Genomic DNA, 22,463 nt, shown 5'->3' with positions numbered 1-22,463 from the left:
CATATTGGTATCTGCCTTATTGATTCCTGAACAATGTTTTTCCCTCAATCAAAAAGAGACTGACAGTGAAATGTGATGGCTCATGCTAAAATCTTCATTCTCAGTGAATAAAGTGTGATGTATTTCGCAGTAATTGTGTTTGTGTGCCAACATTGATAAATGTGATCTTGATCCACCGAATATGGAAAAAAAAGAATAATGACCAAAGGATTGTGTCATTAATTGACTTTGCTTAAAAAATTGTCACTGCTACTATCGATGATAGTAAGAATGAAGCGGGTTGATGCTGGATCATAATATTGTTGCAATAATTATTTCTGATGGGGTAATTGCCGTGATGTTATTTACTGTGAGACAACGTAAAATTTTTGAACTACTTTGGATGATCAGAGATTATGTCACAGTAAAAGATATTGCTGATGAGGTGTCTTACTCAGAAAAAACAGTGAGGAGCGATCTTGATGTTATCAGAAATGAGGTTGTTAATCATAATATAGGTCGACTGGTAGCTAAAACTAATAAAGGTTTTTTCCTCGAAATGGAAAAAACAGCCTACGAAAAAATAGCCACGACGTTTGTTGAAAATAAAATTGATGAACGTATAAAAAACCGCATGTGTCGTATGCTAATGATGCTGTTGGTACAGCCTGAGGTGTCGGCTCAAGAGTTGGCTGATTGCGTTTATTTAGATAAAGGAGCGATAAAAAAATACCTACTCGAAGTTGAGTCCTGGCTGTTGCCTTTCGGTATTGAACTATTCAAATCTAGTGCAGTCTACAGCTTATCCTGCACTGAAGTCATTCGACGTAAATTATTCTGGTACTTATTTATTGAACTGAAACTCTGTCAGAAAAAAGAGTCTGCAAAGCATCTTTATTCATCCGCGCATATTCCCAATAAAAAATATTTTGATGATGCTGATTATTTCACTCTCAAGATTATGTTTGCCAAAGAAATGCACTATTTTGAATTGATTATGAAAGCGATTGAGGAATTAGAGAAAAAATATAATATCTCTTATACCTATGATTCTTGCGTATGGCTGATATTTTCCTTAGTGCTTGTTATACATCGTCGGAAGATGGTTGGTGATCGCTTGGTTGCGGCTGCATCAGAAGCTATGGAAACCTGCCCGGAGCGGGAAATGGCGCATTATCTCTGTCTACAATTACATGCGTCAACTGGGCTTATTTTTTCAGATGATGACGTACAATATACAACTCTTGTTTTACTAACCAGTGAGTTAAACGATGTTAACGATGAGAGCATCAGGGGCCAGCTTTGCGCTTCACCACTGCATTTGGGGGAAACTATTCAGGAATTTATTTTATCATTGAGTCATGTAGTCAGTCATGGGTTGCTGAGGGATAAACAATTATTATGGCGTTTGATTTTACTCATTCGCCCGATGATCTATCGCAATCTCTTCGGTATGAATCGAGCTGAAACCGGTGCTTCTCAATCATTGATTCGGCAGGTCAAATTTTCTTATCTTGATTTATATCTTGAAGTGGAACTTTGTAGTTTACTATATGAACAGCGTTATTCTCTGACGTTGAACGAACAAGAAATTAGTCTGATTACCCTATGTATTAAAAATGCACAAAGCTTAGCGCTTAAGAAAATTAGAGTTGCGATTGTCTGTAATTATGGTATTGGCATCTCCCAGTTTGTTGCACAAAAAATACAGCGGGCAATCACTCAGGTTGAAATAGTGGGCATTTTTTCGCTGAGAGAGCTGGATCAGCTGGATAATAATTACTGTGACCTGGTTGTGAGTACAGTGCCGCTACAGCGTAGTAAAGAGACTGTTATTCAGGTTAATGATGTACTGCTGCCTTACGATCTCTCTCTGATTAAAGAAACCGTCAAGAAGATGCAAAAGAATAAGATGTTGCAAACGCTACAGAAAAAAACGGATGGTAGGATAAAAAGCTATCATCAGTATATATTTCCTGAGATGATATTCGTTATTTCAAAAGTTAAAAATAGTAATGCTGTACTGGAATTTATTTGCCACCAGGCGACGACTTCTGGCTGCTGTGATGAAAAATATCTATCCTCAGTATTAGAGCGAGAAAAGGCCTCCTCGACAGAAATTGCCTCTGGCGTTGTTCTGACGCACGGAGATCCCAGTCTGGTGAAGGCAAATTTTATATCACTAGCTATACTCCGCGAACCTATCGATTGGGGAGGAGAGCAGAATGTCGATGTCGTCTTTATGGTCGGTTTTAAAAGAGCGCCAGATGGTAAAATTGATGGCAACATTGCTGGGTTTTACACCATGTTGGCGGGCATGGTGGAAAACGATGAGATAATGAAATATCTACGCGACTGTATCTCTGAGCAAGAGTTATATAGATTTTTAATAGATGAGAGCAAGTATGAGGATGTGATATGAAAATGTGCGAATTTATTATTAAAAGTGATGAGGGGTTGCACGCCAGACCTGCTGCAGACTTTGTTGATAAATCTATTTCTTATCTGAGTAAAATTACCTTTGAAAAAGATGGTGAGATTTTTAATGCCAAAAGTTTTACCTCTGTGTTGAGTATGGGGGCATGCAAAAATGACAAAATTATTATTAAGATAGAGGGGGAAGATGAAGAGCAGGCGATCGATGAACTTACTTCGTTTTTTTATACACTAGATTAGTACACTGACACTACGCAGATACCAGGATGAATAAGTTTTATGATACTCTCAGATGTTATCAATAAAAATGCCCTGCAAATTAATATGCCAGCGACGGATAAACGGCAGGCGCTCGAATTATTAATTGATCTGTTATATAAGGATGGCGCTGTTAACGATCCTGCTGCTTTTATTCAGGATGTTTACCAGCGTGAAAATGAGGGTAAGACGGGAATTGGTGGCTTTATTGCAATTCCTCACGGCAAATCGGATTTTGTTAACAATACCTGCATTGCTATTGGTTTATTAAAAAAACCAATTGAATGGGAATCATTAGATGGCAATAGAGTGAAGGTTATTATTCTTTTTGCCGTAAACAAAAAAGATAAAAATGATTATTTCGTCAAAATGATGTCACAAGTGGCTCGCATGTTAGGAAAAGAGGAAACTTGCGAGAAATTACTCTCAGCAGAGTCGACGGATGAGCTCGTCTCTGCCTTTGAATAACCTGGAGTGTATGATGAATATTGTTGGAATTACCGCCTGTACTGCCGGAATTGCTCATACCTATATTGCCAAAGAAAAACTGATCCAGGCCGCCTTGAGCCTGGGGCATAGCATTAAAGTTGAAACTCAGGGATCTATTGGGGTAGACGATAAGCTCAGCCCGGAAGACATCGCTAATGCGGATATTGTTATTTTTGCAACTGATATTGGTATCGGCGGTTTAGAACGTTTTAAAGATAAAAACGTGGTCGAAGTCCCTATTTCTACCGTAGTCAAGTCACCTAAGTCTTTGATTCAAAAAATACAAGAAAAAATGCAAAAATAGTTAACCCTAAATATGAGGGCGATAGTATGTCTTACAGTATCGGTTTCAAGAAGCATATGTTGACCGGCGTTTCCTACATGATTCCTGTCGTTGTCGCCGCGGGTCTTTGCATGGCGATTGCAAAAATATTTGGCGGTGCATTTGTTGCCAATGCGACGCAAACGTTGCCCTGGTTTATCAATCAGCTTGGCGTTGTTGCAATGGGGTTGGTTGTCCCGGTTCTTACTGCTGGCATTGCCTATTCCATTGCCGATCGTCCGGGTATTACCCCCGGACTGATTCTGGGGTTTGTGGCCATTGAAATTAAAGCCGGGTTCCTTGGAGGCATGTTGGCTGGATTCCTGGTGGGCTACGTTATACTGGCTATCCGTCGTTACTTAAAGCTCCCTTCCAGTATGCAGGGGCTGATGCCGGTGCTATTTATCCCCTTGCTTTCAACCCTGATTATTGGCCTGGCTTTCTATCTATTTCTGGGACGTCCGGTTGCCATCGCCCAGGCAGCGGTCATTGACTGGATGGGGGGACTTATGGGTGGGTCGAGGATGGTACTCGGGGGTATTATTGGCGCGATGATGGGTTTTGACCTTGGCGGGCCGGTAAATAAATCCGCGTCTCTTTTTTCGAACGCCATGCTGGCTCAGGGGATTTATGGCCCGGAAGCGGCAAAAATTGTTGCAGGCATGGTTCCCCCCATTGGTGTCGCGATTTCCGTGTTTATTTCCCGGCGTAAACGCTATTCGCAGGGAGAAATTGAAGCAGCGAAGGCCGCGTTTCCTCTCGGATTATGCTTTATCACTGAAGGAGTCCTGCCGTTTGCCGCTGCCGATCCGCTGCGGGTCATCCCTGCCTGTATGGTCGGTTCCGCCACAGCCGCCTCGCTAACGATGCTGTGGAACGTTACCAGTACTGTTCCTCACGGCGGGATCTTTGTTATTCCCATCATGGGACACCCATGGGGATTTGTCGCCGCGTTAATCATCGGCAGCCTGATTACTGCCGCAGTATTAACCATCCTCAAACCAGTATTAAAAGCATCCGATCAGCAAGATGGCACTGAAGAGGAGCCTGAAGTTGACGATTTTGAGATTAGCATTAAATAGTGAATCGCTTACTCAAGATTATTCGAATAGTTGAGGTCTGATATGTATATTTTGAACGGCATTGCGGCGTCACCAGGAGTTGCTTTTTGTCAGATTCAGGTGGTGCGTAATAATCACAGGCATGCTGAATATCATGGCGCCAGAGAGCCCTCATGTGAGTGGGAACGTTTTTTAACTGCATTACAGAACTGTATTGTAAGCATGGCTAAATTTCATCAGCAAGCATTACAGCAGTACACCGATGAAATGGCTAAGGTTTATAAATCTTATCTGCTAATGTTGCAGGATGAAGATTATATTCAAAATATCCGTGAGAATATTTTCTCTACACTATGCGCTGAGCAGGCGGTTATCAAAGAAACGGAGAGGCTGGTTGGGTGTTTATTAAAGGCGAAGTCGGCTTATTTGAATCAGCGCGTTGAGGACGTTCGTGCGATAGAAAAAATGCTGCTAGACTGCCTGGCGAATAAAACCATCGTTGAGCTATCCGATTGCCTGCAAAAAATGATTATCGTTGCGGATGAACTGACGCCAGCAGATACCATCGTCTATAATCCTGACCAGCTGCAGGGGTTTATCACTTGTCGTGGTGGGGTGACTTCTCACTCGGTGATTCTGGCTAAAGAGTTGGGGATCCCGGCCATTGTTGGTGTCTCGGTGGATCTCGACAGCTTGATAGACGGTCAGTCAGCGATCGTTGATGGCGACAGTGGGATTATCTACCTTGATCCTGATGAGCAATGTATCGCGCGGTACCAACAGCTAATTACACAATTAGCACAGCGTAAAGAAGCAATAAGACGTTTTGTTATAGATGCTGCGCTTACGCCTGAGAGGATCACCGTATGCGCCAATATTACGGCGCTCAACGAAGTTCAGAAAGCCCTCGAACAATATGCTGATGGTATTGGCCTGGTCAGGACCGAGTTTTTGTATATGAACCGGGATCGGTTTCCCGATGAGGAGGAGCAGTTTCATTTTTATCAATCACTGGCTTTGCTTATGGCAGAAAAGGAGATTGTTATCCGTACCCTGGATATCGGCGGGGATAAGCAAGTGGATTACATTGGCATTCCTGCGGAGGAGAACCCATTTCTTGGCTATCGAGCCGTTCGCTACTGTCTTGATAATAAAGATATTTTCAGACAGCAGCTGCGGGCGATTATCCGCGCCTCGGCGTTTGGCCGGATTAAAATATTAATTCCGATGATTGCCACGCTGGAAGAACTCTGGGAAACAAAGGCGCTGATAGCTGATATTAAGCAGTCATTAAGTGCGCAGCAGATTGCGTATGACGGGAATATTCCCGTCGGTATTATGGTTGAAACACCTGCCGCCGCCATGCTTGCTGATATTTTTGCCAGCTACTGTGACTTTTTCAGTATCGGGAGTAACGATCTCACGCAGTATATTACCGCCAGCGATCGAAATAATAATAAAGTCCAATACTTATATCAGCCGCATCATCCGGCAGTGTTACGTGCGATTAAGCAGGTTATCGATGCCGCAAAAAAAAATCTTATTCCCGTTCACGTTTGTGGTGAAATAGCTTCGAATGAAAAGATGCTACCTTTCCTGATTGCTGCCGGTGTTGATGAACTTAGCGTTACGCCATTAAGCGTGCCGCAAGTTAAATATACGGTAGCGAAAATGGCGACGGTTAAATGTGAGTCATGGCTGAAATCAGTCTTATCAACTTATGAAATGGAGAAGATAGATTTATTGCTCACCGGAATGGCAAAAGAAATAGACGCACTATAAATTTATCCATTAGTTAAAGAGTTCATCTATTATTCCGGATATTTAAAAATCTGGAAAGGATGAGTGCTGTATAAAATCACTTTCTATGCAGAGGTATAAAATATGTATGTCACAATGAAAACTATTTTAGATGATGCTAACCAACATTACTATGGTGTTATTTCCGCCAGTGTTATTAATCTTGAGTTAGTCCGTGGGGCGATTCGGGCGGCACAAGAAGAGAATGCACCTATCATTATTAATATAGGGCAAGGGCAAATGAGTAAGCACGGTGATGGTGAAATTATCTCTAAGATTGTGCGGACTCTGGCGGCGCGTGCAACCGTACCGGTAGCGCTGAATCTCGATCACGGCAAAGACTATGAGCGTATTACTCACGCTTTTCGCCACCAGTTTTCATCCATCATGATCGATGCGTCCGAATACCCGCTGGAAGAGAATATTCGGCGTACCAAAGATGTAGTGACTTTATGCCACTCACAAAATGTGACCGTCGAAGGAGAGATCGGTTTTATTGGTCAGGCCGCCAACGCGGATGATGAAAAATTTGATCTATATACTCGTGTTGAAGACGCTGTCCATTTTTTTGAGGCTACAGGCGTTGATGCGCTGGCGATAGCCGTGGGGACCGCGCATGGTAAATACCCTACCAATCGTGCACCTAAAATTGATTTTGACCGTATCAGCCAAATTAAACAGGCTACTCAGAAACCGCTAGTGCTTCACGGGGGGTCTGACTCCGGGGAAGAAAATATTCGTCAGGCCGTTATTTGCGGTATTAATAAAATTAACGTTTGCACCGACACGTTTGTCAACTGCAAAGAGGGATTGAGAACGATGCTGCAAGAGACGCCAGATATTGATTTCATGTCTATGATGATAAATATGGAAAATAAGGCCAAAGAAACGCTGCAAGACTATATTCGTATTTCTGGATCCAGCGGTAAAGCGAAGAACTTTAGATAATTTATCACGATTTTAATCACTAGATTTTATCGCGAACGATTTAACTAGCGCGCAGGTACCAGGGGATTCGTACGCCCGCGCGCGGCTCTGAGGAAAAAGTAATGCAATGCTCGGTAAAAATTGGACAATATGACGGTACTGGCCTGCAGTGTATGGTTGAAAGCGCTGACTGGTTTGTCGGAATAAAAAACTGGAAGCCCGAAAATGATATCCAGCATATCGATACGCTTGAACGCCATTTATTGACAGACGAAGTTTTTATTCTGTTAGATGGGAAATGTACGCTATTGGTTATTGATGAGAATGATACCGCGAAATTTCATTTTCAATATATTCCAATGGAACCTTATAAGGTGTACAGCATCCCAAAAGGTACCTGGCACAATACGATTACCTGGCCAGGCGTCAAACTGGCATTAATCGAAAACCGCAACACCAGCGCGGAGAACAGCGAGTTTATGCTATTAAGCAACTCGCTGCGTGAGCAGATTACCTCTGCGCTGGCGTCAACTGTCGACTAAAGCATCAGCGCAGTTCCCCGCAGGCGCGGGCGATGCTCTGACAGGCTAATTCCAACTGGGCATCATCCAGCGCGTAGGCCAGCCGCAGATATCCTGGCATCCCAAATGCGGTTCCCGGGAGGGTGGCGACATGGGCTGCGGTTAACAGGTAATCGGCAACCGCGACGTCATCATGGAGCCGATCGCCCGCCGGGGTCGATTGACCGATCAGGCCGGAGCAATTCGCGAAGACATAAAATGCGGCCTGCGGCGTCGCCGCGCTGACTCCGTTGACCTCATCAATCAGCGCCATTACCCGATTGCGGCGTTGAGTGAGGATAGCCAGCCACTGGGGCAGGAAATCGGCGGGTTGGTTGAGGGCGGCGACCCCCGCCGCCTGCGCCAGCGAACATGGGTTGGAGGTGCTCTGCGACTGCAAAATGGTCATCGCGGAAATTAACCACGCGGGCCCGGCCGCGTAGCCCAGGCGCCAGCCGGTCATGGAAAAGCCCTTTGAGAGCCCATTCACCGTCAGAATGCGATCGCGTAGTCCGGGCGCAATCTGCGCCAGCGTGCAGAATGGTGCGCCGTCGTAGCGCAGCGCCTCATAGATATCATCTGCCAGAATCAGCACCTGCGGTGCGGCCAGCAGCACCTCCGCCAGCGCCAGCAATTCCGCGCGGCTGTACAGCGCTCCCGTGGGATTGGAGGGCGAGTTGAGGATCAGCCAGCGGGTATGCGGGGTAATGGCGGCGGCCAGAGATTGCGGCGTGAGTTTCCAGCCGTCTTGCTCGCTGGTCGGAACGATGACGGGTTCGCCATCCGCCAGCGCGACCATATCGGGATAGGAGACCCAGTACGGCGCGGGGATAATGGCCTGCAAACCACTGCTTAGCGTCGCCTGCAGCGCATTGAAAATCAGCTGCTTAGCCCCCGTTCCGGCAATGATCTCCTGGGGGGTAAAGCGCAGGTCGTTGTCGCGGGCGAATTTATCCATGATGGCGGCTTTCAGGGCGACGGTACCGCCGACGGCGGTGTATTTTGTTTCACCCTGGTGGATAGCGTTGATACCGGCCTGGCCGATCGCCGCCGGTGTGGCAAAATCCAGTTCACCGAGGCCAAGGCTAATAATGTCGATCCCCTGCTGCTGGAGAGCGCGTACCCGATCGGCAATGGCCGCTGTCGGCGATGGGCGAACTCGCCGCATGCGCGGCGCGAGAAATGGTGCTGACATAGTGTTCTCTTTGGTTAAACGCCGCGTTAAATCGGGCGGCGTATTCATCTTTTCAGGAATCTCAGGCCGTTAGCGTGACGCCGCTGCGCGTGTCGGCGGCAAGGCGCAGAAGCTCCGCCCGGGTTTCGGCAATCACTTCCGGGCTGACATCGATCAGCGGCGAACGCACATGTCCGCCGTTGAAGCCGCGCAGATTCATGGCGGCTTTCACCAGTTGCGGCTGGCCGTGGCGACGGGCCAGGGCGCGGAAGCCGTACCATAAGCGGTGTAATTCTCTGGCGGTGGCGGCATCGCCTTGCTCCAGCGCCCGGAAGCTGGCTAACACCAGCTCCGGCAGGGCGCCGCTGTTGGTGGTACTGATCCCGTCGAAGCCGCACATCATGGGGCCTAAAAACGCCAGATCGGAGGCACAGAACAGACGCACACGGCCGGATAAGCGGTTGGCGATTTGATCGATGACGGTCGGATTGAGATCGCCCTGTTTGATACCCACCACCTGCGGGATATCCGCCAGTTGCTCCAGAAGAGCAGGGGATAAGGTGATGCCGATGCCCGGCGCGTTGTAGACCAGAATCCCGGTTCTGGATAACGGCGCCATTTGCTGGAAAAAGCTTACGATTTGCGCATCGGTGACTTCGGAAACAAAAGGCGGCGTGACCATCGGCAGGCCGCCGAGGTCGCCTGCCAGCGTGGTCAGTTCGCGAACCACCCGGGCGTCGGAACCCGCGCTGCACAGCATAACCGGAACGCGATCGCCCACGACTTGCATAACGTGGCGGAAAATCGCGGCGCGCTCCTCAACGCTGAGCGTCGGGAATTCGCCATAGGTTCCGCCGATCAGGATACCGTCGTAGCCGAGGCCGATGACGCGCTCAATATTGGCGGCCAGCCCCGCGAAATCAATATCGCCTTGCGCGGTAAACGGTGTCACGGTGATATTGAAAATTCCGCGCAGTCTTTCACGGCATTCAATCCTGTCTTTCATCTCTCTCTCCTTTACAGGTCATGCCCCTGCGGCATGACGATGGTGTGGTGGTCAGTAACCGGCGTTTGCCTGTCGATGGTGCAATTGCGCACTGTTATTGCGCGTCATTTGTTCATTTATGTCGCAGCGACTTATAGGTGACTCAACTGGCTGAGTGGCCGAATAACGACGCCAGCGGCGGTCAGGCGTTCACGTAAGGTACGGGCGATAGCGACGCCCTGCGGGTTATCACCGTGAACGCAGATGGTGTGTACGGGCATCGGGATCCTGGCGCCGCTGATGGTACGAATCGCTTGTTCTTCAATCATTTGCAGCGCACGGCTGGCGGCACGCTCGGGATCGTGAATGATGGCATCCGGAAGGTGCCGAGGGAGGGTAAGTCCGTTCTCACCGTAGCTGCGGTCCGCGAACACTTCGCAGGCGACGCGCAGTCCGGCCTTGCGCGCCGCCCGTTCTGTCGCATTGTGTGGGGTGGTGACCAGCATCAACTGACGGTCGACGGCCAGAATTGCGCTGACAATGGCTGCCGATAATGCGTCGTCGGTGAATGCCTGGGTGGCCATTGCGCCGTGCAGCTTGACGTGCGTCATCGCATGGCCGCAGGCCCGCGCCACCGCCTGCATGGCCCCTAGCTGATACACCACCATTTTGCCGACATCCGCCGGGCTATCGCCGGTAATGGTGCGCCGGCCAAAGCCCCACAGGTCAAGAAAGCCCGGATGCGCGCCGACATCCAGCCCGCGCGCTTTGGCGTGGGTGACGGTGCGGTGCATCACTACCGCATCGCCAGCGTGAAAACCGCAGGCGACGTTGGCTGAAGTCACCAGATCCAGCATGGCTTCATCGTCGCCCACGCTGAATTGACCAAAACTTTCACCCAGATCTGAATTCAGGTCCACTTCTTGCATAATTACTCCTCGAAACACTTGGTATACCAAATGCATGCAATGAGAATGCCAAAGGGTAAAAACCAAAATTACGCCGCTGAACGAATGTTTAACCAGGAGAGAGTGAGCAGATGAAACCATTGATAAAAGCAGGCTGTCTGACATTAGGCCTGTTGACCATGAGCTATAGCCTGTCCGCCAGTGCGGATGAGCTCTACTTTGCCAGCTGGGGCGGAGCCTACCAGGACGCTATTCGCGAAGCCTGGTTAAAGCCCTTTAATAAAGAAACCGGTATTGATGTCGTCGAAGATACCGACCCGCAGGTCAGTAAACTGAAAGCCATGCAGGATACCAATACCGTCTCATGGGACGTGGTGACGGAAAATAGCTCGCGCCTGGCCCGCGGCATCAAACTGGGCGTATTTGAAAAAATCACCCCAGAAATGGTCAATCAGCAGCATGTTATCCCCGGCGCGCGCAACGATTACGGCGTGCCGTCTGAAATTTTCTCCACCCTGATTGGTTTCTCCAGTAAAGCCTTCCCGGATGGTAAACCGCAGCCGAAAACCTTCGCCGATTTTTGGGACGTGAAGAAATTCCCCGGTAAACGCACCTTACAGGATGAACCGGCCACGGTTATCGAAGCGGCGCTAATCGCCGACGGCGTCAAGCCGGAAGACGTCTATAAAACGCTGAGTACCCCGGAAGGGGTCGATCGGGCGATGAATCAGATTAAGAAAATCAAACCCTACGTAGCGAAATGGTGGAAGAGCGGCGCTGAACCGGTGCAGGCGCTCGCCAGCGGCGAAGTGGTGATGGCGCTGGGCTGGAATGGTCGCTTCCAGTCGGGCATCGACTCCGGCGTACCGATCAAAATGTCCTGGGACGATTCCATCGCTCAGGTTGGCTATTTCGCGCTGGTTAAAGGGGCGCACAACCGTGAGGCCGCGCTGAAACTGCTCAACTACATTATTGCGCCGAAGCATCAGGCGGAATTCAGCAAGTACATCGCCTATGGCCCGACCACTAAAGAAGCGATGCAGTATATCGACAAAGCGCGCCAGGAACGTTTGCCGTCCACGCCGGAACGGCTGCAGCACACCCTGTTTATGGATGCGGGATGGTGGGACAAAAATGGTCCGGCGATCATTGAGCGCTACAACCAGGTGCGTGCGCAGTAACGGCGTGCGAAGCATATGTTGATTTAGTGAATGACTGGGCGGACGGGACTGCAGGTCGGGTCCCGTCCAGAACGGAGTGAGTTATGGTGGCAACGATATTGACTGATAACCTTACCCCATCCCGGCGGATCCGTTGGCCCGGGCTGGCTCTCGTGGCGACGCTACCGTTGCTGCTTTTTTTACTGCTGTTTTTTGTCTGGCCGATTGCCGGGCTGCTAAAGCAAGGGTTTCTGGTGCAGGGGCACTTCAGCCTCGAAAACTATCTCCACCTGTGGGATACCCCGATTTATCGCATCGTTCTGGAAAATACTTTTGTTATCGCGGTGGCGGTTACCATTGGCTGCATTGTGATGAGCTACCCGCTGGCCTGGCTGATGGCTTCGGTGCGCCCGGCGATGGCGAAGCTGCTGTTTTTTGCCGTGCTGCTGCCGTTCTGGTCCAGCGCGCTGGTGCGGACCTCGGCGTGGATCGCGCTGCTGCAGCAAAACGGCCCCCTTAACCATCTATTGATGACCCTGCAGATTACTTCGCAGCCGGTGGCCTTCCTGTATAACTTTACCGGCGTGCTGATCGGCATGGTGCACGTGCTGATGCCCTTCGTGGTGCTGCCGCTCTATGCATCATTCCGCTCGCTGGATAGTTCGCTGCTGCAGGCGGCGCAGAGTTTAGGCGCGGATTCGCTCAGCGTCTTCACCCGTATTATTTTGCCGCTGACGCGTCCTGGCGTTGTTGCCGGCGCGGTTATCGTCTTTATGAACGCGGTCGGTTACTACATTACGCCATCGCTGATGGGCGGACCGGCGCAGCGGATGGTCGCGGAGCTTATTTCACACAATATTACCGATGAACTGAACTGGGGGATCGCCGCCGCGCTGGCCTGCGTATTGCTGATCACCACCTTGCTCGCGCTGTGGTTGTTTAATCGCCTGTTTGGCCTCGATAAGCTGATGGGCGGCTCCAGCGGCAAGGGCAGCCAGTCGGTGGTGGTGACGCAACGCAGCGGCGGCGGGCGTATCAGCGCAGGCGCGGGCGTGCTGGTGGCGCTGTTTCTTATCCTGCCGATTGTTATCGTTATTCCGATGAGTTTCGGTACCGCCAGCTTCCCGACTTTTCCGCCGGCGGAATATGGCGTGCGCTGGTACGTCAACTTTTTCACCGACCCTAAATGGATGCTGGCGCTGGGCGAGAGCGTGCGGATTGGGCTGATTGTCACCATTCTGTCGATGGTGCTGGGCGCGACCGCCGCGATGGGGATCCATAAGCTACGCTCGCCGCGCAAAAGCTGGCTGGAGACGCTGTTTATCGTTCCCATGTCGGTGCCGGCCATCATTACCGCGGTCTCGCTGTATTATCTGTGCGGGCCTTTAGGGTTGATCAACAACTCGGTGGCGCTGATCCTCGGCCATACCGTTCTGGCCACGCCCTATACCTTCATTACGCTACGCGCCGCGCTCAAAGGATTCGATCCCAGCCTGGAGCTGGCGGCCTACAGTCTTGGGGCCAGGCCGTGGCAGATGTTCCGCCGGGTCATGCTGCCGATCCTGCTCCCCGGTATGATCGGCGGCGCGGTGTTTGCCTTCGTGACCTCATTTGATGATGTGGTGATGTCGCTATTTTTGACCACTATCCGTAATCGAACCCTGCCGAAACTGATGTATGAAGGGCTGGCGTTCGATTTTGATCCGACGGTGATTTCGGCCTCCTGCGTACTGATCGCGGCGACGGCGGGGATCCTGATAATTCAGAGCCTGGTAAAACGTAATGGAGGCAAACATGCGTCAAATGCAGGGTAAAGATGTCACTCTCAACGCCATTCGCAAAACCTACGCTGCGACGGTGGCGCTGCCGCATATCGACCTGCAGGTCGCGCGCGGTGAATTCTGTACGCTGCTGGGCGCTTCCGGTTCCGGTAAAACCACGTTGCTAAAAGTGATTGCCGGATTTGAACGCCCCGATGGCGGCAACGTACTGATCGCCGGTAAGGATGTGACCCGCGCGCCGATTGCCGATCGCAATATTGGTATGGTGTTCCAGAACTATGCGCTCTTTCCGCATATGTCGGTCTTTGAGAACGTCGCTTTTCCGCTGCGCATGCGTCGTCTGGCGAAAGTCGATATTGAGCGCCGGGTCGGCGAGGCGCTGGCGCTGGTCAGCCTGGAAGAGTACCGCAAACGCCTGCCTGGAGAGCTCTCTGGCGGTCAGCAGCAGCGCGCCGCGCTGGCGCGCGCGCTGGTATTTAATCCGGACATCCTGCTGATGGATGAACCGCTTGGGGCGCTGGATAAAAATCTGCGCCAGTCGATTCAGATCCAGATTAAACAGCTGCATCAGGAGCTGGGGCTGACGGTGGTGTTTGTCACCCACGATCAGGAAGAAGCGATGAATCTCTCCGATCGGATCATCATAATGGATAAAGGCGAAATCGTCGGCGATGGCTCTCCGCAGAGCCTTTATCGCCAGCCGGATAGTCGCTTTGTCGCCGGTTTTCTCGGCGAATGCAATTTTATCCCCGGCGAGCGCAGCGGGACGCTGGGCATTCGGCCCGAGCATATGCTGGTTGGGCGCGCCAGCGAGAGGGCGAGCTGGCGCTATCAGGGCAATATCGTGATGGCGACCTTCTGCGGCCTGCACTGGAAGTTATTAATTGAGTATCAGGAGCAGATGTTGGTGGCCTATGCGCCGGTGGACCTCCCGGCCGAGGAGCGTACCGCAGGTCAGACCATCAGTTTTGGCTTTCAGCCGGAACAGGCGATGACTTTCAGGGAGTCTGCGTGAACGGCTATCCACGTTTTATTGCGGTGGGCGAACAGGCGCTGCTAGTTGAATTCGGCGACAGCATCGACGCGCGGCTTAATGCCCGGGTGCTGGCGCTGGCGGCGGCGCTAAACGGGGTGAACGGGGTGAGCGAAATCATTCCCACCTATCGCTCTCTGACGATAACCTTTGATCCGTTAACGGTGACCTGTAGCGAACTATGCGAACGGGTTGCGCTGTCTATCGAACGTCCCCCGGCGAGCCGCTCATTGCGCCGTCGCTGGCGGGTGCCGGTGTGCTATGGCGGTGAATATGGCGAAGATCTGCCCGCCCTGGCGCAGGCGCACGGTTTGAGTCCGCAGCAGGTGATTGAGTTACACAGCACGGCGCGCTATCGGGTTTATATGGTCGGATTTATGCCGGGGTTCGCCTATCTCGGCGGGCTGCCTGCAACGCTGCATACCCCGCGGCGGGCGTCGCCGCGCGCGATGACCCCAGCGTCCAGCATCAATATTGGCGGCCAGCAGACGGCAATCAGCTCGGTGGCGGGCCCCAGCGGCTGGCATCTTATTGGCCGCACGCCGTGGCGTTCATTTGATCCGCAGCGGCAAAGGCCATTTTTGTTTCAGGCCGGGGATGAAATCGTCTTTGCGCCTGTTAGCCCGGCGGAGTTCATCCGCCTGAGCGACGAGTGCCGCGCGGCGGATTGGTCCCCTGAACCGGAGGTGGCGTGATGCGTTGGCTGGAAGTCATCTCTCCGGGATTATTAACCACCGTGCAGGATGAAGGGCGTCGCGGTTTCGCGCATTCGGGCGTACCGGCCTCGGGGCCGATGGACATGATCGCTTTTCGCTTAGCCAATGCCGTTGTCGGCAACGGGCCGGATTGCGCGGCGCTGGAATTAACCGCGCTCGGCGGGCGATATCGGGTGATGGGGGGCGAGTGCATCCTCTGTCTCGGCGGCGCGGTTGAGGCGCAGGTGGATGGCCGGGCGCTGGAACCCTGGGTCAGCCACCGACTGGCGGAGGGCAGCGAACTGGTTATCGGACGAATAGCGCGCGGGCTACGCGCCTACCTGGCGCTGGCTGGCGGCGTGAATGTGCCGCTGGTGTTAGGCAGTCGCGCTACGCTGACCCGCGCGGCGCTGGGTGGTCTGGAAGGGCGGGCGCTGGCAAAAGGCGACCGTTTGCCGCTGGCGGAACAGGCCGATATCGGGCGTCGCCGCTGCGCGCACGCGCATCTGACATCGTTGTACAGCAGCGGCCCGCTCGCGGTGGTGATGGGACCGCAGCAGGAGGCATTCACCGCCGCTTCGTTGCTCACCTTTTTACATGGACGCTATCGGGTTAGCGCCCATGCGGACCGGATGGGCTACCGAATGGCGGGCCCGGCACTGGCCCATTTGCACGGGGCTGATATGGTTTCCGATGCGGTAGTGCCGGGAAGTATTCAGGTGCCCGGTAATGGTCAGCCGATTATTGCGCTGCACGATCGTCAGACTACCGGCGGATACCCGAAAATCGCCACCTTAATTGGCGCGGATCTGCCGCGAGTCGGGCAACTGCGGCCGGGGCAGAGTGTGGCGTTTCGTGCGGTCACCGTACAGGAAGGCGTCGCGCGCTGGCGGCGTTTGCAAACGGGTATCGCCGCCTGTTTACAACATATTCAATCAACGGAAGTGAGCTGGCTATGAGTGAAACACAGAGTGATGTAGACAATATTTTCCTCAATCCTGGCAGCGAAGATCTGACAGAAGCGACCTATCGGCAGCTACTGGAAATGATCCAGCTGGGACGGATCCCGACCAATGTACCACTGCAGGAGCGGACGCTGGCGGCGGCGCTGGGGGTATCGCGTACGCCGTTGCGTGAAGCCTTCAGCCGTCTGGTCGGCGGCGGCTTCGCAACCCGGGTCGGACGCGGACAGCTTATCGTGAAAGAGCCCACGCTCCGCGAGTATCTGGAGATCCTGCAACTGCGAATTCTCCTTGAAGGGGAAGCGGCGTTTGCCGCCGCGACGCGTATGCCGACGGCGCAGGCGCAAGCGGTAATTAGCGCGCTGAGCGACCACCGCCAGGCGCGAGACTTTTCCGCCTCTGAGAACCATCGTATCGATAACCTGGTTCACCAGACGATAGCCGCCCACTGCGGTAACGCCATGCTTGAACGCATGATTTTTGATTTACGCATTAAGGCGCGCACTTTTGACCAGAACGGTACCGTCGCTCGCTTCGAGCCCGGCTGCCAGGAGCATATTGCGCTAATGGAACGTATTCACGACGGTGACGCGCAGGGGGCCAGAGACGCGATGGTCTTTCATCTGACCCAGGCGCGGGCCGGCATTGTGGCTCGATTTACTGCAATCTGAGTAGGAAACCAGGGTAATGAACAAACTGAATGAACAGGCGAATGGCGTCTACATTATTTCCGCCACGCCATTTACCGACAGCGGAGAACTGGATTTAGCCAGCGCGGACAGCCTGACCGACTTCTACCTCGAAAAGGGCGTCAGCGGTATCACTATTCTCGGCATGATGGGGGAGGCGCATAAGCTCACCGAAGAAGAAGCGCTGATCTTTATGCAGCGGGTGCTGGCGCGGGTGAACGGGCGCGTGCCGGTCGTGGTCGGCGTCAGCCATGCTTCCCATCGCCACGTTGAACGTCTGGCGAAAACGGCGATGGATAAAGGGGCGGCAGGGGTCATGCTGGCGCCGGGCCCTAATTTGGTCACCGATCCGCAGGTGGAAAATTACTTTCTTAGCGTCGCGCATCTGCTTGGCGGCGAGGTGCCTGTTTGTCTGCAGGACTTCCCGCAATCGACCAAAGTTCACACTTCAGTCCCGGTGATGCTGCGCCTGATTGAAGCGCTGCCGCAAATCGTGATGCTTAAGCATGAAGACCTGCCGGGGATGCGCAAACTCAGCCAGCTCCGCAGCCAGAGCGAGACGCTGGGACTGCGTCGTGTCAGCGTGCTGGTGGGTAACGGCGGCCTCTTTTTGCCGCAGGAGCTGGCGCGCGGGGCCGATGGCGCGATGACCGGCTTTGCCTGGCCGGAAATGCTGGTACAAGTATGTCAGGCCTATGCCGCGGGCGATCCGGCGCGGGGCGAGGATATTTTCGACTGCTACCTGCCGCTGCTGCGTCATGAGTTTCAGTATGGCATTGGCCTGGGACTGCGCAAAGAGGCGCTGCGTCGGCGCGGGGCGATAAAAAGCGCTGCGGTTCGCCAGCCGGGGCCGGTTCTTGACAGTATCGACCAGCAGGAACTGAGCGGACTGATGGCTCGCCTGGAACGTAAACTCGCCGAAAAAGGACTGAACTGATGGATTTTATGATTGCGGGAAAAACGGCGCTGGTTTGCGGCGCGGGAAGCGGCTTAGGGCGCGCTATCGCTCAGTCTCTGGCCGCCGAAGGCGTCAAGGTCGCGGTGACCGGACGCAATGAAGAGAAGCTGGCCGAGACGGTAGCGTTGATTACTCAGGCCGGAGGCGAAGCCCAGGCCTGGCGGCTGGATCTGGCGGACCCGCAAACCTTTGATGCGGTCCTCGGCGAGATCCGTCAGCGCTTCGGCGCGATCGCCATTCTGGTGAATAACTCCGGCGGTCCGGCGCCTTCTACCGCCGCTGGCGTTGACCCGGACATCTGGCAACGGCAGTTCAGCGCGATGGTCAGCTCGCTTATTCAGTTGACCGATAAGGTGCTGCCCGACATGCGTGCGGAGGGCTGGGGACGCATTATTACCAGCACCTCTTCCGGGGTGGTCGCGCCGATTGCTAATCTGGGCGTGTCGAATACCCTGCGTATGGCGCTGATGGGCTGGTCGAAAACGTTGGCCGCGGAAGTCGCCGCCAGCGGCATCACGGTGAACGTGCTGGTGCCGGGACGCATTGCCACGGAGCGCGTGGGTCAGCTTGACGCCGCTCGCGCCGGGCGGGAAGGGGTGAGCGTCGAGACGGTGCGCAGTAAAAGCCAGCAGACGATCCCGGTCGGGCGCTACGGTCGCCCGGAGGAGTATGGCGCGGCGGCGGCGTTCCTTGCCAGCCAGCAGGCGTCGTTCATCACCGGTAGCGTGTTGCGGGTTGATGGCGGGATGCTCCCCTCTCTTTAGAGCCTGGCCCATTAGGGCTATTTTGCTTGTCATTTTGAACCCGGGCAGTGCTCAGAATCCTCACGTACTACGTGTAGGCTCCGGTTCTTCCGCGCTGGCCGTGTTCAAACTGTCTGCGCCAATAACGTCTACCTGGATAGGCTCTTAGTATGGAGAATGGCGATGAATAAGGTGATGCACGGTGCGACCCTGGTGTTGCGGGACGTGTTGCTCTTTGATGGCGGCGGCGAGCCGCCGGTGTCTGCGGATGTGGCGATTGCCGGTGAATATATTACCGCCATCGGCGCGCCCGGCTCGCTTACCGGCAAGCATATCATTGAGGCGCAAGGGCTGGCGCTGGCTCCGGGGTTTATTGATGTCCATACCCATGATGACCGGGCGCTGCTCATGCCGGGAATGATGAGCGCCAAATTATCGCAGGGCGTCACTACGGTGATTACCGGCAACTGCGGTCTGAGCCTGGCGCCGGCGCAGATGGCGAGCGTTCCCGCGCCGTTGGATTTGATAGCCACTCCCGAGTGGCTGCGCTTTCCCCGTTTCGCCGACTATCTGGCGGCATTAACCAACGACGGGATTGCCGTCAACGCCGCCTGCATGGTGGGACATACCACGCTGCGCGCCAGCGTGATGGGCGATTCGCTGACGCGTAGCGCCAGTGAAGATGAGTGCGCCCGAATGCGCGAACGGCTTGAGGAGTCTCTTGCCGCTGGCGCTTTTGGCTTCTCTACCGGCACCTTTTATCCTCCCGCGCGGGAGGCGACTATCGATGAGATTGTCGCGGTGGCCGAGCCGCTGGCGCGCTACGGGGCGTTGTACGCGACGCATATGCGTAACGAAGCGGAAGCGGTGCTGGACTCGCTGGAAGAAACCTATGAGATTGGCCGTCGGTTAGGGGTGCGGGTGTTGATATCCCACCATAAATTAGCCGGGGTGAAAAACCATGGCCGTTCGCGGGAAACGCTGGCCAGTATTCAGGCTGCCCGCGCGCGCCAGCCGGTGTCGCTGGATTGCTACCCCTATAACGCCTCATCAACCACCTTAAACCCGGCCTTTATCGCCAGAGCGGCAAAAGTGCTGGTGAGCTGGTCGACGCCGCATCCGCAGCATGCCGGACGGCTGCTGGCCGATATCGCCGCCGACTGGGGCGTCAGCGATGAAGAGGCGGCGCGGCGGCTGATGCCCGCCGGAGCGATCTATTTCATGATGGATGAGGACGATGTCCAGCGTATTCTGTCGTTCCCGCCGACGATGATCGGCTCTGACGGCATGCCGCACGATGAGCATCCGCATCCGCGTTTATGGAGTACCTTTCCCCGGGTGCTGGGGCATTACAGCCGCGAGCTGGGGCTGTTCCCTCTGCACACGGCGGTGAATAAGATGAGCGGCTTGCCCGCCGCGGAGCTGGGCATCGCCCGTCGCGGGCGGATCGCCGCCGGATATTATGCCGACCTGGTGCTGTTTAACCCGCGGACGGTGCAGGATAGCGCCACTTTTGCGCAGCCGTGTCTCCGGGCTGAAGGGATCGAAAAGGTCTGGGTAAATGGCCAGTTGGCCTGGGCCGACGGCGAAATCCGCCATCAGACGGCGGGGCAGGTAATTCGCCGGTAAATATGCGCGCCGTTCACCGGTACCGTTCAGCCTTAACGGCTGGCTTCCGGCGAACGGCGGGGATTATGCCGCCGGGATCGCGCCGTGCAAAAAGTCGTTCACCGTCTTCATGCACAGGTCGCGTTCTTCCACGTGCGGCATATGGCTTGAGGCGTCGAAAATTGTCCACCGCGCGTCGGGAATATGGTCCATAAAGGGCTGCACCACCTCCGGCGTTGCTTCATCGTAACGCCCGGAAATCAGCAGTACCGGCACCGTAATCCGCGCGAGGCGGTCGATAATGGTCCACGCTTTCATGCTGCCGATCACGTGGAATTCGGTGGGGCCGTTCATCGCGTGATAGACCGTCGGGTCGGCATCCATGGCATCAAAGGTGCGCCGGACTTCCGGCGGCCAGGGGTCAAGCCGACAGACATGGCGTTGGTAAAACACCTGGCTTGCCGCCTTATATTCCGCGCTGTCCAGCGTGCCCGCCGCCTCATGGGCCAGTAGCGTTTGCTGGACTTCGACAGGCAACTGCGCGCGGAGCTTTGCCGCGCCCTGTAACCACAGCGCCATCGAGGCCGGAGAGTTGGCGATAACCAGCGCTTTTAAGCCTTCAGGCTGCCTTACCGCGTGCTCTGCGCCGAGCATGCCTCCCCATGACTGGCCGAGCAGCGCGTAATTATCGGCAATATTGAGATGCAGCAGCAGGTTATCCAGTTCGTCGAGAAACAGCGCCGGTTGCCAGAAGTCGGCGGGCTGCTGCGGAAGATGGGTTGAGCGCCCGTTGCCTAACTGATCGTAGTGGATCACCGCGCGCCCGCTGAGGGCGATATCGCGGAACGCATCGACATAATCATGCGTACACCCCGGCCCGCCGTGGGCAATGACCAGCGGCGTCAGCCCGCTATTGAGATCGCCGCAAATACGAAACCAGGTTTGATAGCGCCGAAACGGGGCGTAGCCTTCGCTGATGGTATACATGAATCATCTTTACCCTGCTAAGTGGACTGGCTTTCAGGGTAAAGGGTGGCGACCGGCGCTGAACACTAGCAAAAATGCTAGATCTTAGCTGTCGAGCAGGCGGTAGTGCAGGGCGCGGACCACCGCCTGCACGCGGTTGCTGGCGCCCAGCTTTTTCGCGGCGGTATTCAGGTGCAGCGTCACCGTCGCCACCGAACGATGCAGCTTGCGGGCTATCTCTTTGGCGGTCAGCCCTTCGGCGGACCACGCCAGGCATTCGCGCTCGCGGTTGCTCAACTTCACGTGGCGGCAGGTGAGCATGGTGCTGTCGAACAGCGGAAAGGCCGACTCCTGGAACTGGTGGGCGAGCAGCATCAGTTGCGCCAGGGTTGCGCTGATTTCCCGCTCCTGACGCTGGCCGGTGTGGATACCGGTGAGGGTGACGAAGCCGCCATTAGGCAGATGCAGGGGAACCGTTGCGCCGCAGGGCATATTGTGTTCGCGCATATAGTCGGTGACGGCGGTCACCTGATTGCCCAGTCTGCCGCGCAGCATGCTGCTGTCCGGCCGCTGATAGGACCAGACAAAGGGCGCGCAGCTCTCCAGCGCGCAGTGCTGCACCGGGTCAACCTGATAATATCCGTGTTCGCACCACAGCTGGCGCATATCCTCCGGCACATTAAATGTTTTCAGCAGCGACGGCGTAATCAGCTCTCCCTCCAGCGAGCGCGGGACCGGCGTGTAGTCGTAAATGACCGCGTCAAATCCCAGCGTCCTGGTTTGCTGAAAAAGTCCGCCGAATGCCTCATCCAGACTGCTCGCCCGGGCGCTGCCGGGGCGTTCAAACTCCAGTCGCATATAACCCCCTTCACGTTAAAACGAGACCTGCGACGGGCACGATTTGTGCAGATCCGCCGGTAGCTCACTCTGAGGTATGCAATTCCGGTGCCGCCCTGGCGCGGCGCAAAA

Annotated in this window: 22 protein-coding genes; 17 read left to right on the top strand and 5 right to left on the bottom strand. The window is 54.2% G+C overall.

Features of this window, described 5'->3' with window-relative positions:
• Positions 1-283: 283 nt before the first annotated feature.
• The 8 genes from FE839_RS05990 to FE839_RS05955 all read left to right on the top strand — a co-directional run bounded on the left by FE839_RS05990 (position 284) and on the right by FE839_RS05955 (position 7,814).
• Positions 284-2,401, top strand: a complete 2,118-nt coding sequence (locus FE839_RS05990; protein WP_138359929.1) for a BglG family transcription antiterminator — start codon at positions 284-286, stop codon at positions 2,399-2,401.
• Positions 2,398-2,655 (top strand): HPr family phosphocarrier protein, encoded by a 258-nt coding sequence (locus FE839_RS05985; RefSeq protein ID WP_138359928.1) that lies wholly within the window; start codon positions 2,398-2,400, stop codon positions 2,653-2,655. Before FE839_RS05990 ends, FE839_RS05985 begins: the two co-directional genes overlap by 4 nt.
• A gap of 39 nt (positions 2,656-2,694) precedes the next feature.
• Positions 2,695-3,141 (top strand): PTS sugar transporter subunit IIA, encoded by a 447-nt coding sequence (locus tag FE839_RS05980; protein ID WP_138359927.1) that lies wholly within the window; start codon positions 2,695-2,697, stop codon positions 3,139-3,141.
• 13 nt (positions 3,142-3,154) lie between these two features.
• On the top strand, positions 3,155-3,466 hold the full coding sequence (locus FE839_RS05975) for a PTS fructose transporter subunit IIB (RefSeq protein ID WP_138360044.1): 312 nt from the start codon (positions 3,155-3,157) through the stop codon (positions 3,464-3,466).
• 26 nt (positions 3,467-3,492) lie between these two features.
• Entirely contained in the window at positions 3,493-4,566 is a 1,074-nt protein-coding gene (locus FE839_RS05970; protein ID WP_138359926.1) for a PTS fructose transporter subunit IIC, read from the top strand.
• Between the two features lie 42 nt (positions 4,567-4,608).
• On the top strand, positions 4,609-6,327 hold the full coding sequence (gene ptsP, locus FE839_RS05965) for a phosphoenolpyruvate--protein phosphotransferase (RefSeq protein ID WP_138359925.1): 1,719 nt from the start codon (positions 4,609-4,611) through the stop codon (positions 6,325-6,327).
• 114 nt (positions 6,328-6,441) lie between these two features.
• Positions 6,442-7,293, top strand: coding sequence for a class II fructose-bisphosphate aldolase (locus FE839_RS05960; protein WP_206665968.1), 852 nt, complete (start codon positions 6,442-6,444; stop codon positions 7,291-7,293).
• A 101-nt stretch (positions 7,294-7,394) separates the two neighbouring features.
• On the top strand, positions 7,395-7,814 hold the full coding sequence (locus FE839_RS05955; RefSeq protein WP_138359923.1) for a cupin domain-containing protein: 420 nt from the start codon (positions 7,395-7,397) through the stop codon (positions 7,812-7,814).
• 4 nt (positions 7,815-7,818) lie between these two features.
• On the opposite strand, the gene FE839_RS05950 is transcribed toward FE839_RS05955, so the two are convergent.
• The 3 genes from FE839_RS05950 to FE839_RS05940 form a co-directional block, all read right to left on the bottom strand.
• Positions 7,819-9,027: a pyridoxal phosphate-dependent aminotransferase gene (locus FE839_RS05950; protein WP_138359922.1), complete on the bottom strand. Its 1,209-nt coding sequence runs from the start codon at positions 9,025-9,027 to the stop codon at positions 7,819-7,821.
• A gap of 61 nt (positions 9,028-9,088) precedes the next feature.
• Positions 9,089-10,012 carry a dihydrodipicolinate synthase family protein gene (locus tag FE839_RS05945; protein WP_138359921.1) on the bottom strand — a complete coding sequence of 308 codons (924 nt, stop codon included), beginning with the start codon at positions 10,010-10,012 and terminating at the stop codon, positions 9,089-9,091.
• 131 nt (positions 10,013-10,143) lie between these two features.
• A complete protein-coding gene (locus FE839_RS05940) occupies positions 10,144-10,920 on the bottom strand; it encodes a LamB/YcsF family protein (RefSeq protein WP_138359920.1) in 777 nt (258 codons plus the stop codon).
• Positions 10,921-11,030: 110 nt separating this feature from the next.
• On the opposite strand from FE839_RS05940, the gene FE839_RS05935 reads away from it, so the two are divergent.
• The 9 genes from FE839_RS05935 to FE839_RS05895 all read left to right on the top strand — a co-directional run bounded on the left by FE839_RS05935 (position 11,031) and on the right by FE839_RS05895 (position 20,549).
• Positions 11,031-12,080 (top strand): ABC transporter substrate-binding protein, encoded by a 1,050-nt coding sequence (locus FE839_RS05935; protein WP_138359919.1) that lies wholly within the window; start codon positions 11,031-11,033, stop codon positions 12,078-12,080.
• 83 nt (positions 12,081-12,163) lie between these two features.
• Positions 12,164-13,873, top strand: coding sequence for an ABC transporter permease subunit (locus tag FE839_RS05930; RefSeq protein ID WP_138359918.1), 1,710 nt, complete (start codon positions 12,164-12,166; stop codon positions 13,871-13,873).
• Positions 13,854-14,855: an ABC transporter ATP-binding protein gene (locus FE839_RS05925; RefSeq protein WP_138359917.1), complete on the top strand. Its 1,002-nt coding sequence runs from the start codon at positions 13,854-13,856 to the stop codon at positions 14,853-14,855. The genes FE839_RS05930 and FE839_RS05925 overlap by 20 nt, the downstream gene beginning before the upstream one ends.
• Positions 14,852-15,568, top strand: a complete 717-nt coding sequence (gene pxpB / locus FE839_RS05920; RefSeq protein WP_138359916.1) for a 5-oxoprolinase subunit PxpB — start codon at positions 14,852-14,854, stop codon at positions 15,566-15,568. The genes FE839_RS05925 and pxpB overlap by 4 nt, the downstream gene beginning before the upstream one ends.
• Positions 15,568-16,527 (top strand): 5-oxoprolinase subunit C family protein, encoded by a 960-nt coding sequence (locus tag FE839_RS05915; RefSeq protein WP_241675614.1) that lies wholly within the window; start codon positions 15,568-15,570, stop codon positions 16,525-16,527. The genes pxpB and FE839_RS05915 overlap by 1 nt, the downstream gene beginning before the upstream one ends.
• Complete coding sequence (locus FE839_RS05910) at positions 16,524-17,201, top strand: GntR family transcriptional regulator (RefSeq protein WP_138359914.1); 678 nt, start codon at positions 16,524-16,526, stop codon at positions 17,199-17,201. Before FE839_RS05915 ends, FE839_RS05910 begins: the two co-directional genes overlap by 4 nt.
• A 16-nt stretch (positions 17,202-17,217) precedes the next feature.
• Positions 17,218-18,156 carry a dihydrodipicolinate synthase family protein gene (locus FE839_RS05905; RefSeq protein WP_138359913.1) on the top strand — a complete coding sequence of 313 codons (939 nt, stop codon included), beginning with the start codon at positions 17,218-17,220 and terminating at the stop codon, positions 18,154-18,156.
• A complete protein-coding gene (locus FE839_RS05900) occupies positions 18,156-18,941 on the top strand; it encodes an SDR family oxidoreductase (RefSeq protein ID WP_138359912.1) in 786 nt (261 codons plus the stop codon). Before FE839_RS05905 ends, FE839_RS05900 begins: the two co-directional genes overlap by 1 nt.
• A gap of 162 nt (positions 18,942-19,103) precedes the next feature.
• Positions 19,104-20,549, top strand: a complete 1,446-nt coding sequence (locus FE839_RS05895) for an N-acyl-D-amino-acid deacylase family protein (protein ID WP_206665967.1) — start codon at positions 19,104-19,106, stop codon at positions 20,547-20,549.
• 63 nt (positions 20,550-20,612) lie between these two features.
• Here the strand turns inward: FE839_RS05895 and FE839_RS05890 are convergent, their stop codons facing one another.
• Positions 20,613-21,515, bottom strand: coding sequence for a proline iminopeptidase-family hydrolase (locus FE839_RS05890; protein ID WP_138359911.1), 903 nt, complete (start codon positions 21,513-21,515; stop codon positions 20,613-20,615).
• A gap of 84 nt (positions 21,516-21,599) precedes the next feature.
• Entirely contained in the window at positions 21,600-22,352 is a 753-nt protein-coding gene (locus FE839_RS05885) for a helix-turn-helix transcriptional regulator (RefSeq protein WP_138359910.1), read from the bottom strand.
• Between the last annotated feature and the right edge of the window lie 111 nt (positions 22,353-22,463).

It is taken from the genome of Klebsiella indica, from assembly GCF_005860775.1.
Taxonomy (GTDB): Bacteria; Pseudomonadota; Gammaproteobacteria; order Enterobacterales; family Enterobacteriaceae; genus Klebsiella; species Klebsiella indica.
Note: the sequence above shows the minus strand (reverse complement) of the source record. Positions and strands in the feature narration are given on the sequence as shown.

Coding starts and splice junctions, on each gene's coding strand:
- FE839_RS05900 (WP_138359912.1), top strand. CDS start 18,156: ATGGATTTTATGATTGCGGGAAAAACGGCGCTGGTTTGCGGCGCGGGA.
- FE839_RS05980 (WP_138359927.1), top strand. CDS start 2,695: ATGATACTCTCAGATGTTATCAATAAAAATGCCCTGCAAATTAATATG.
- FE839_RS05915 (WP_241675614.1), top strand. CDS start 15,568: ATGCGTTGGCTGGAAGTCATCTCTCCGGGATTATTAACCACCGTGCAG.
- FE839_RS05935 (WP_138359919.1), top strand. CDS start 11,031: ATGAAACCATTGATAAAAGCAGGCTGTCTGACATTAGGCCTGTTGACC.
- FE839_RS05910 (WP_138359914.1), top strand. CDS start 16,524: ATGAGTGAAACACAGAGTGATGTAGACAATATTTTCCTCAATCCTGGC.
- FE839_RS05950 (WP_138359922.1), bottom strand. CDS start 9,027: ATGTCAGCACCATTTCTCGCGCCGCGCATGCGGCGAGTTCGCCCATCG.
- FE839_RS05990 (WP_138359929.1), top strand. CDS start 284: ATGCTGGATCATAATATTGTTGCAATAATTATTTCTGATGGGGTAATT.
- FE839_RS05955 (WP_138359923.1), top strand. CDS start 7,395: ATGCAATGCTCGGTAAAAATTGGACAATATGACGGTACTGGCCTGCAG.
- FE839_RS05945 (WP_138359921.1), bottom strand. CDS start 10,012: ATGAAAGACAGGATTGAATGCCGTGAAAGACTGCGCGGAATTTTCAAT.
- FE839_RS05925 (WP_138359917.1), top strand. CDS start 13,854: ATGCGTCAAATGCAGGGTAAAGATGTCACTCTCAACGCCATTCGCAAA.
- FE839_RS05885 (WP_138359910.1), bottom strand. CDS start 22,352: ATGCGACTGGAGTTTGAACGCCCCGGCAGCGCCCGGGCGAGCAGTCTG.
- FE839_RS05905 (WP_138359913.1), top strand. CDS start 17,218: ATGAACAAACTGAATGAACAGGCGAATGGCGTCTACATTATTTCCGCC.
- ptsP (WP_138359925.1), top strand. CDS start 4,609: ATGTATATTTTGAACGGCATTGCGGCGTCACCAGGAGTTGCTTTTTGT.
- FE839_RS05890 (WP_138359911.1), bottom strand. CDS start 21,515: ATGTATACCATCAGCGAAGGCTACGCCCCGTTTCGGCGCTATCAAACC.
- FE839_RS05940 (WP_138359920.1), bottom strand. CDS start 10,920: ATGCAAGAAGTGGACCTGAATTCAGATCTGGGTGAAAGTTTTGGTCAA.
- FE839_RS05930 (WP_138359918.1), top strand. CDS start 12,164: ATGGTGGCAACGATATTGACTGATAACCTTACCCCATCCCGGCGGATC.
- FE839_RS05975 (WP_138360044.1), top strand. CDS start 3,155: ATGAATATTGTTGGAATTACCGCCTGTACTGCCGGAATTGCTCATACC.
- FE839_RS05895 (WP_206665967.1), top strand. CDS start 19,104: ATGAATAAGGTGATGCACGGTGCGACCCTGGTGTTGCGGGACGTGTTG.
- FE839_RS05970 (WP_138359926.1), top strand. CDS start 3,493: ATGTCTTACAGTATCGGTTTCAAGAAGCATATGTTGACCGGCGTTTCC.
- FE839_RS05960 (WP_206665968.1), top strand. CDS start 6,442: ATGAAAACTATTTTAGATGATGCTAACCAACATTACTATGGTGTTATT.
- FE839_RS05985 (WP_138359928.1), top strand. CDS start 2,398: ATGAAAATGTGCGAATTTATTATTAAAAGTGATGAGGGGTTGCACGCC.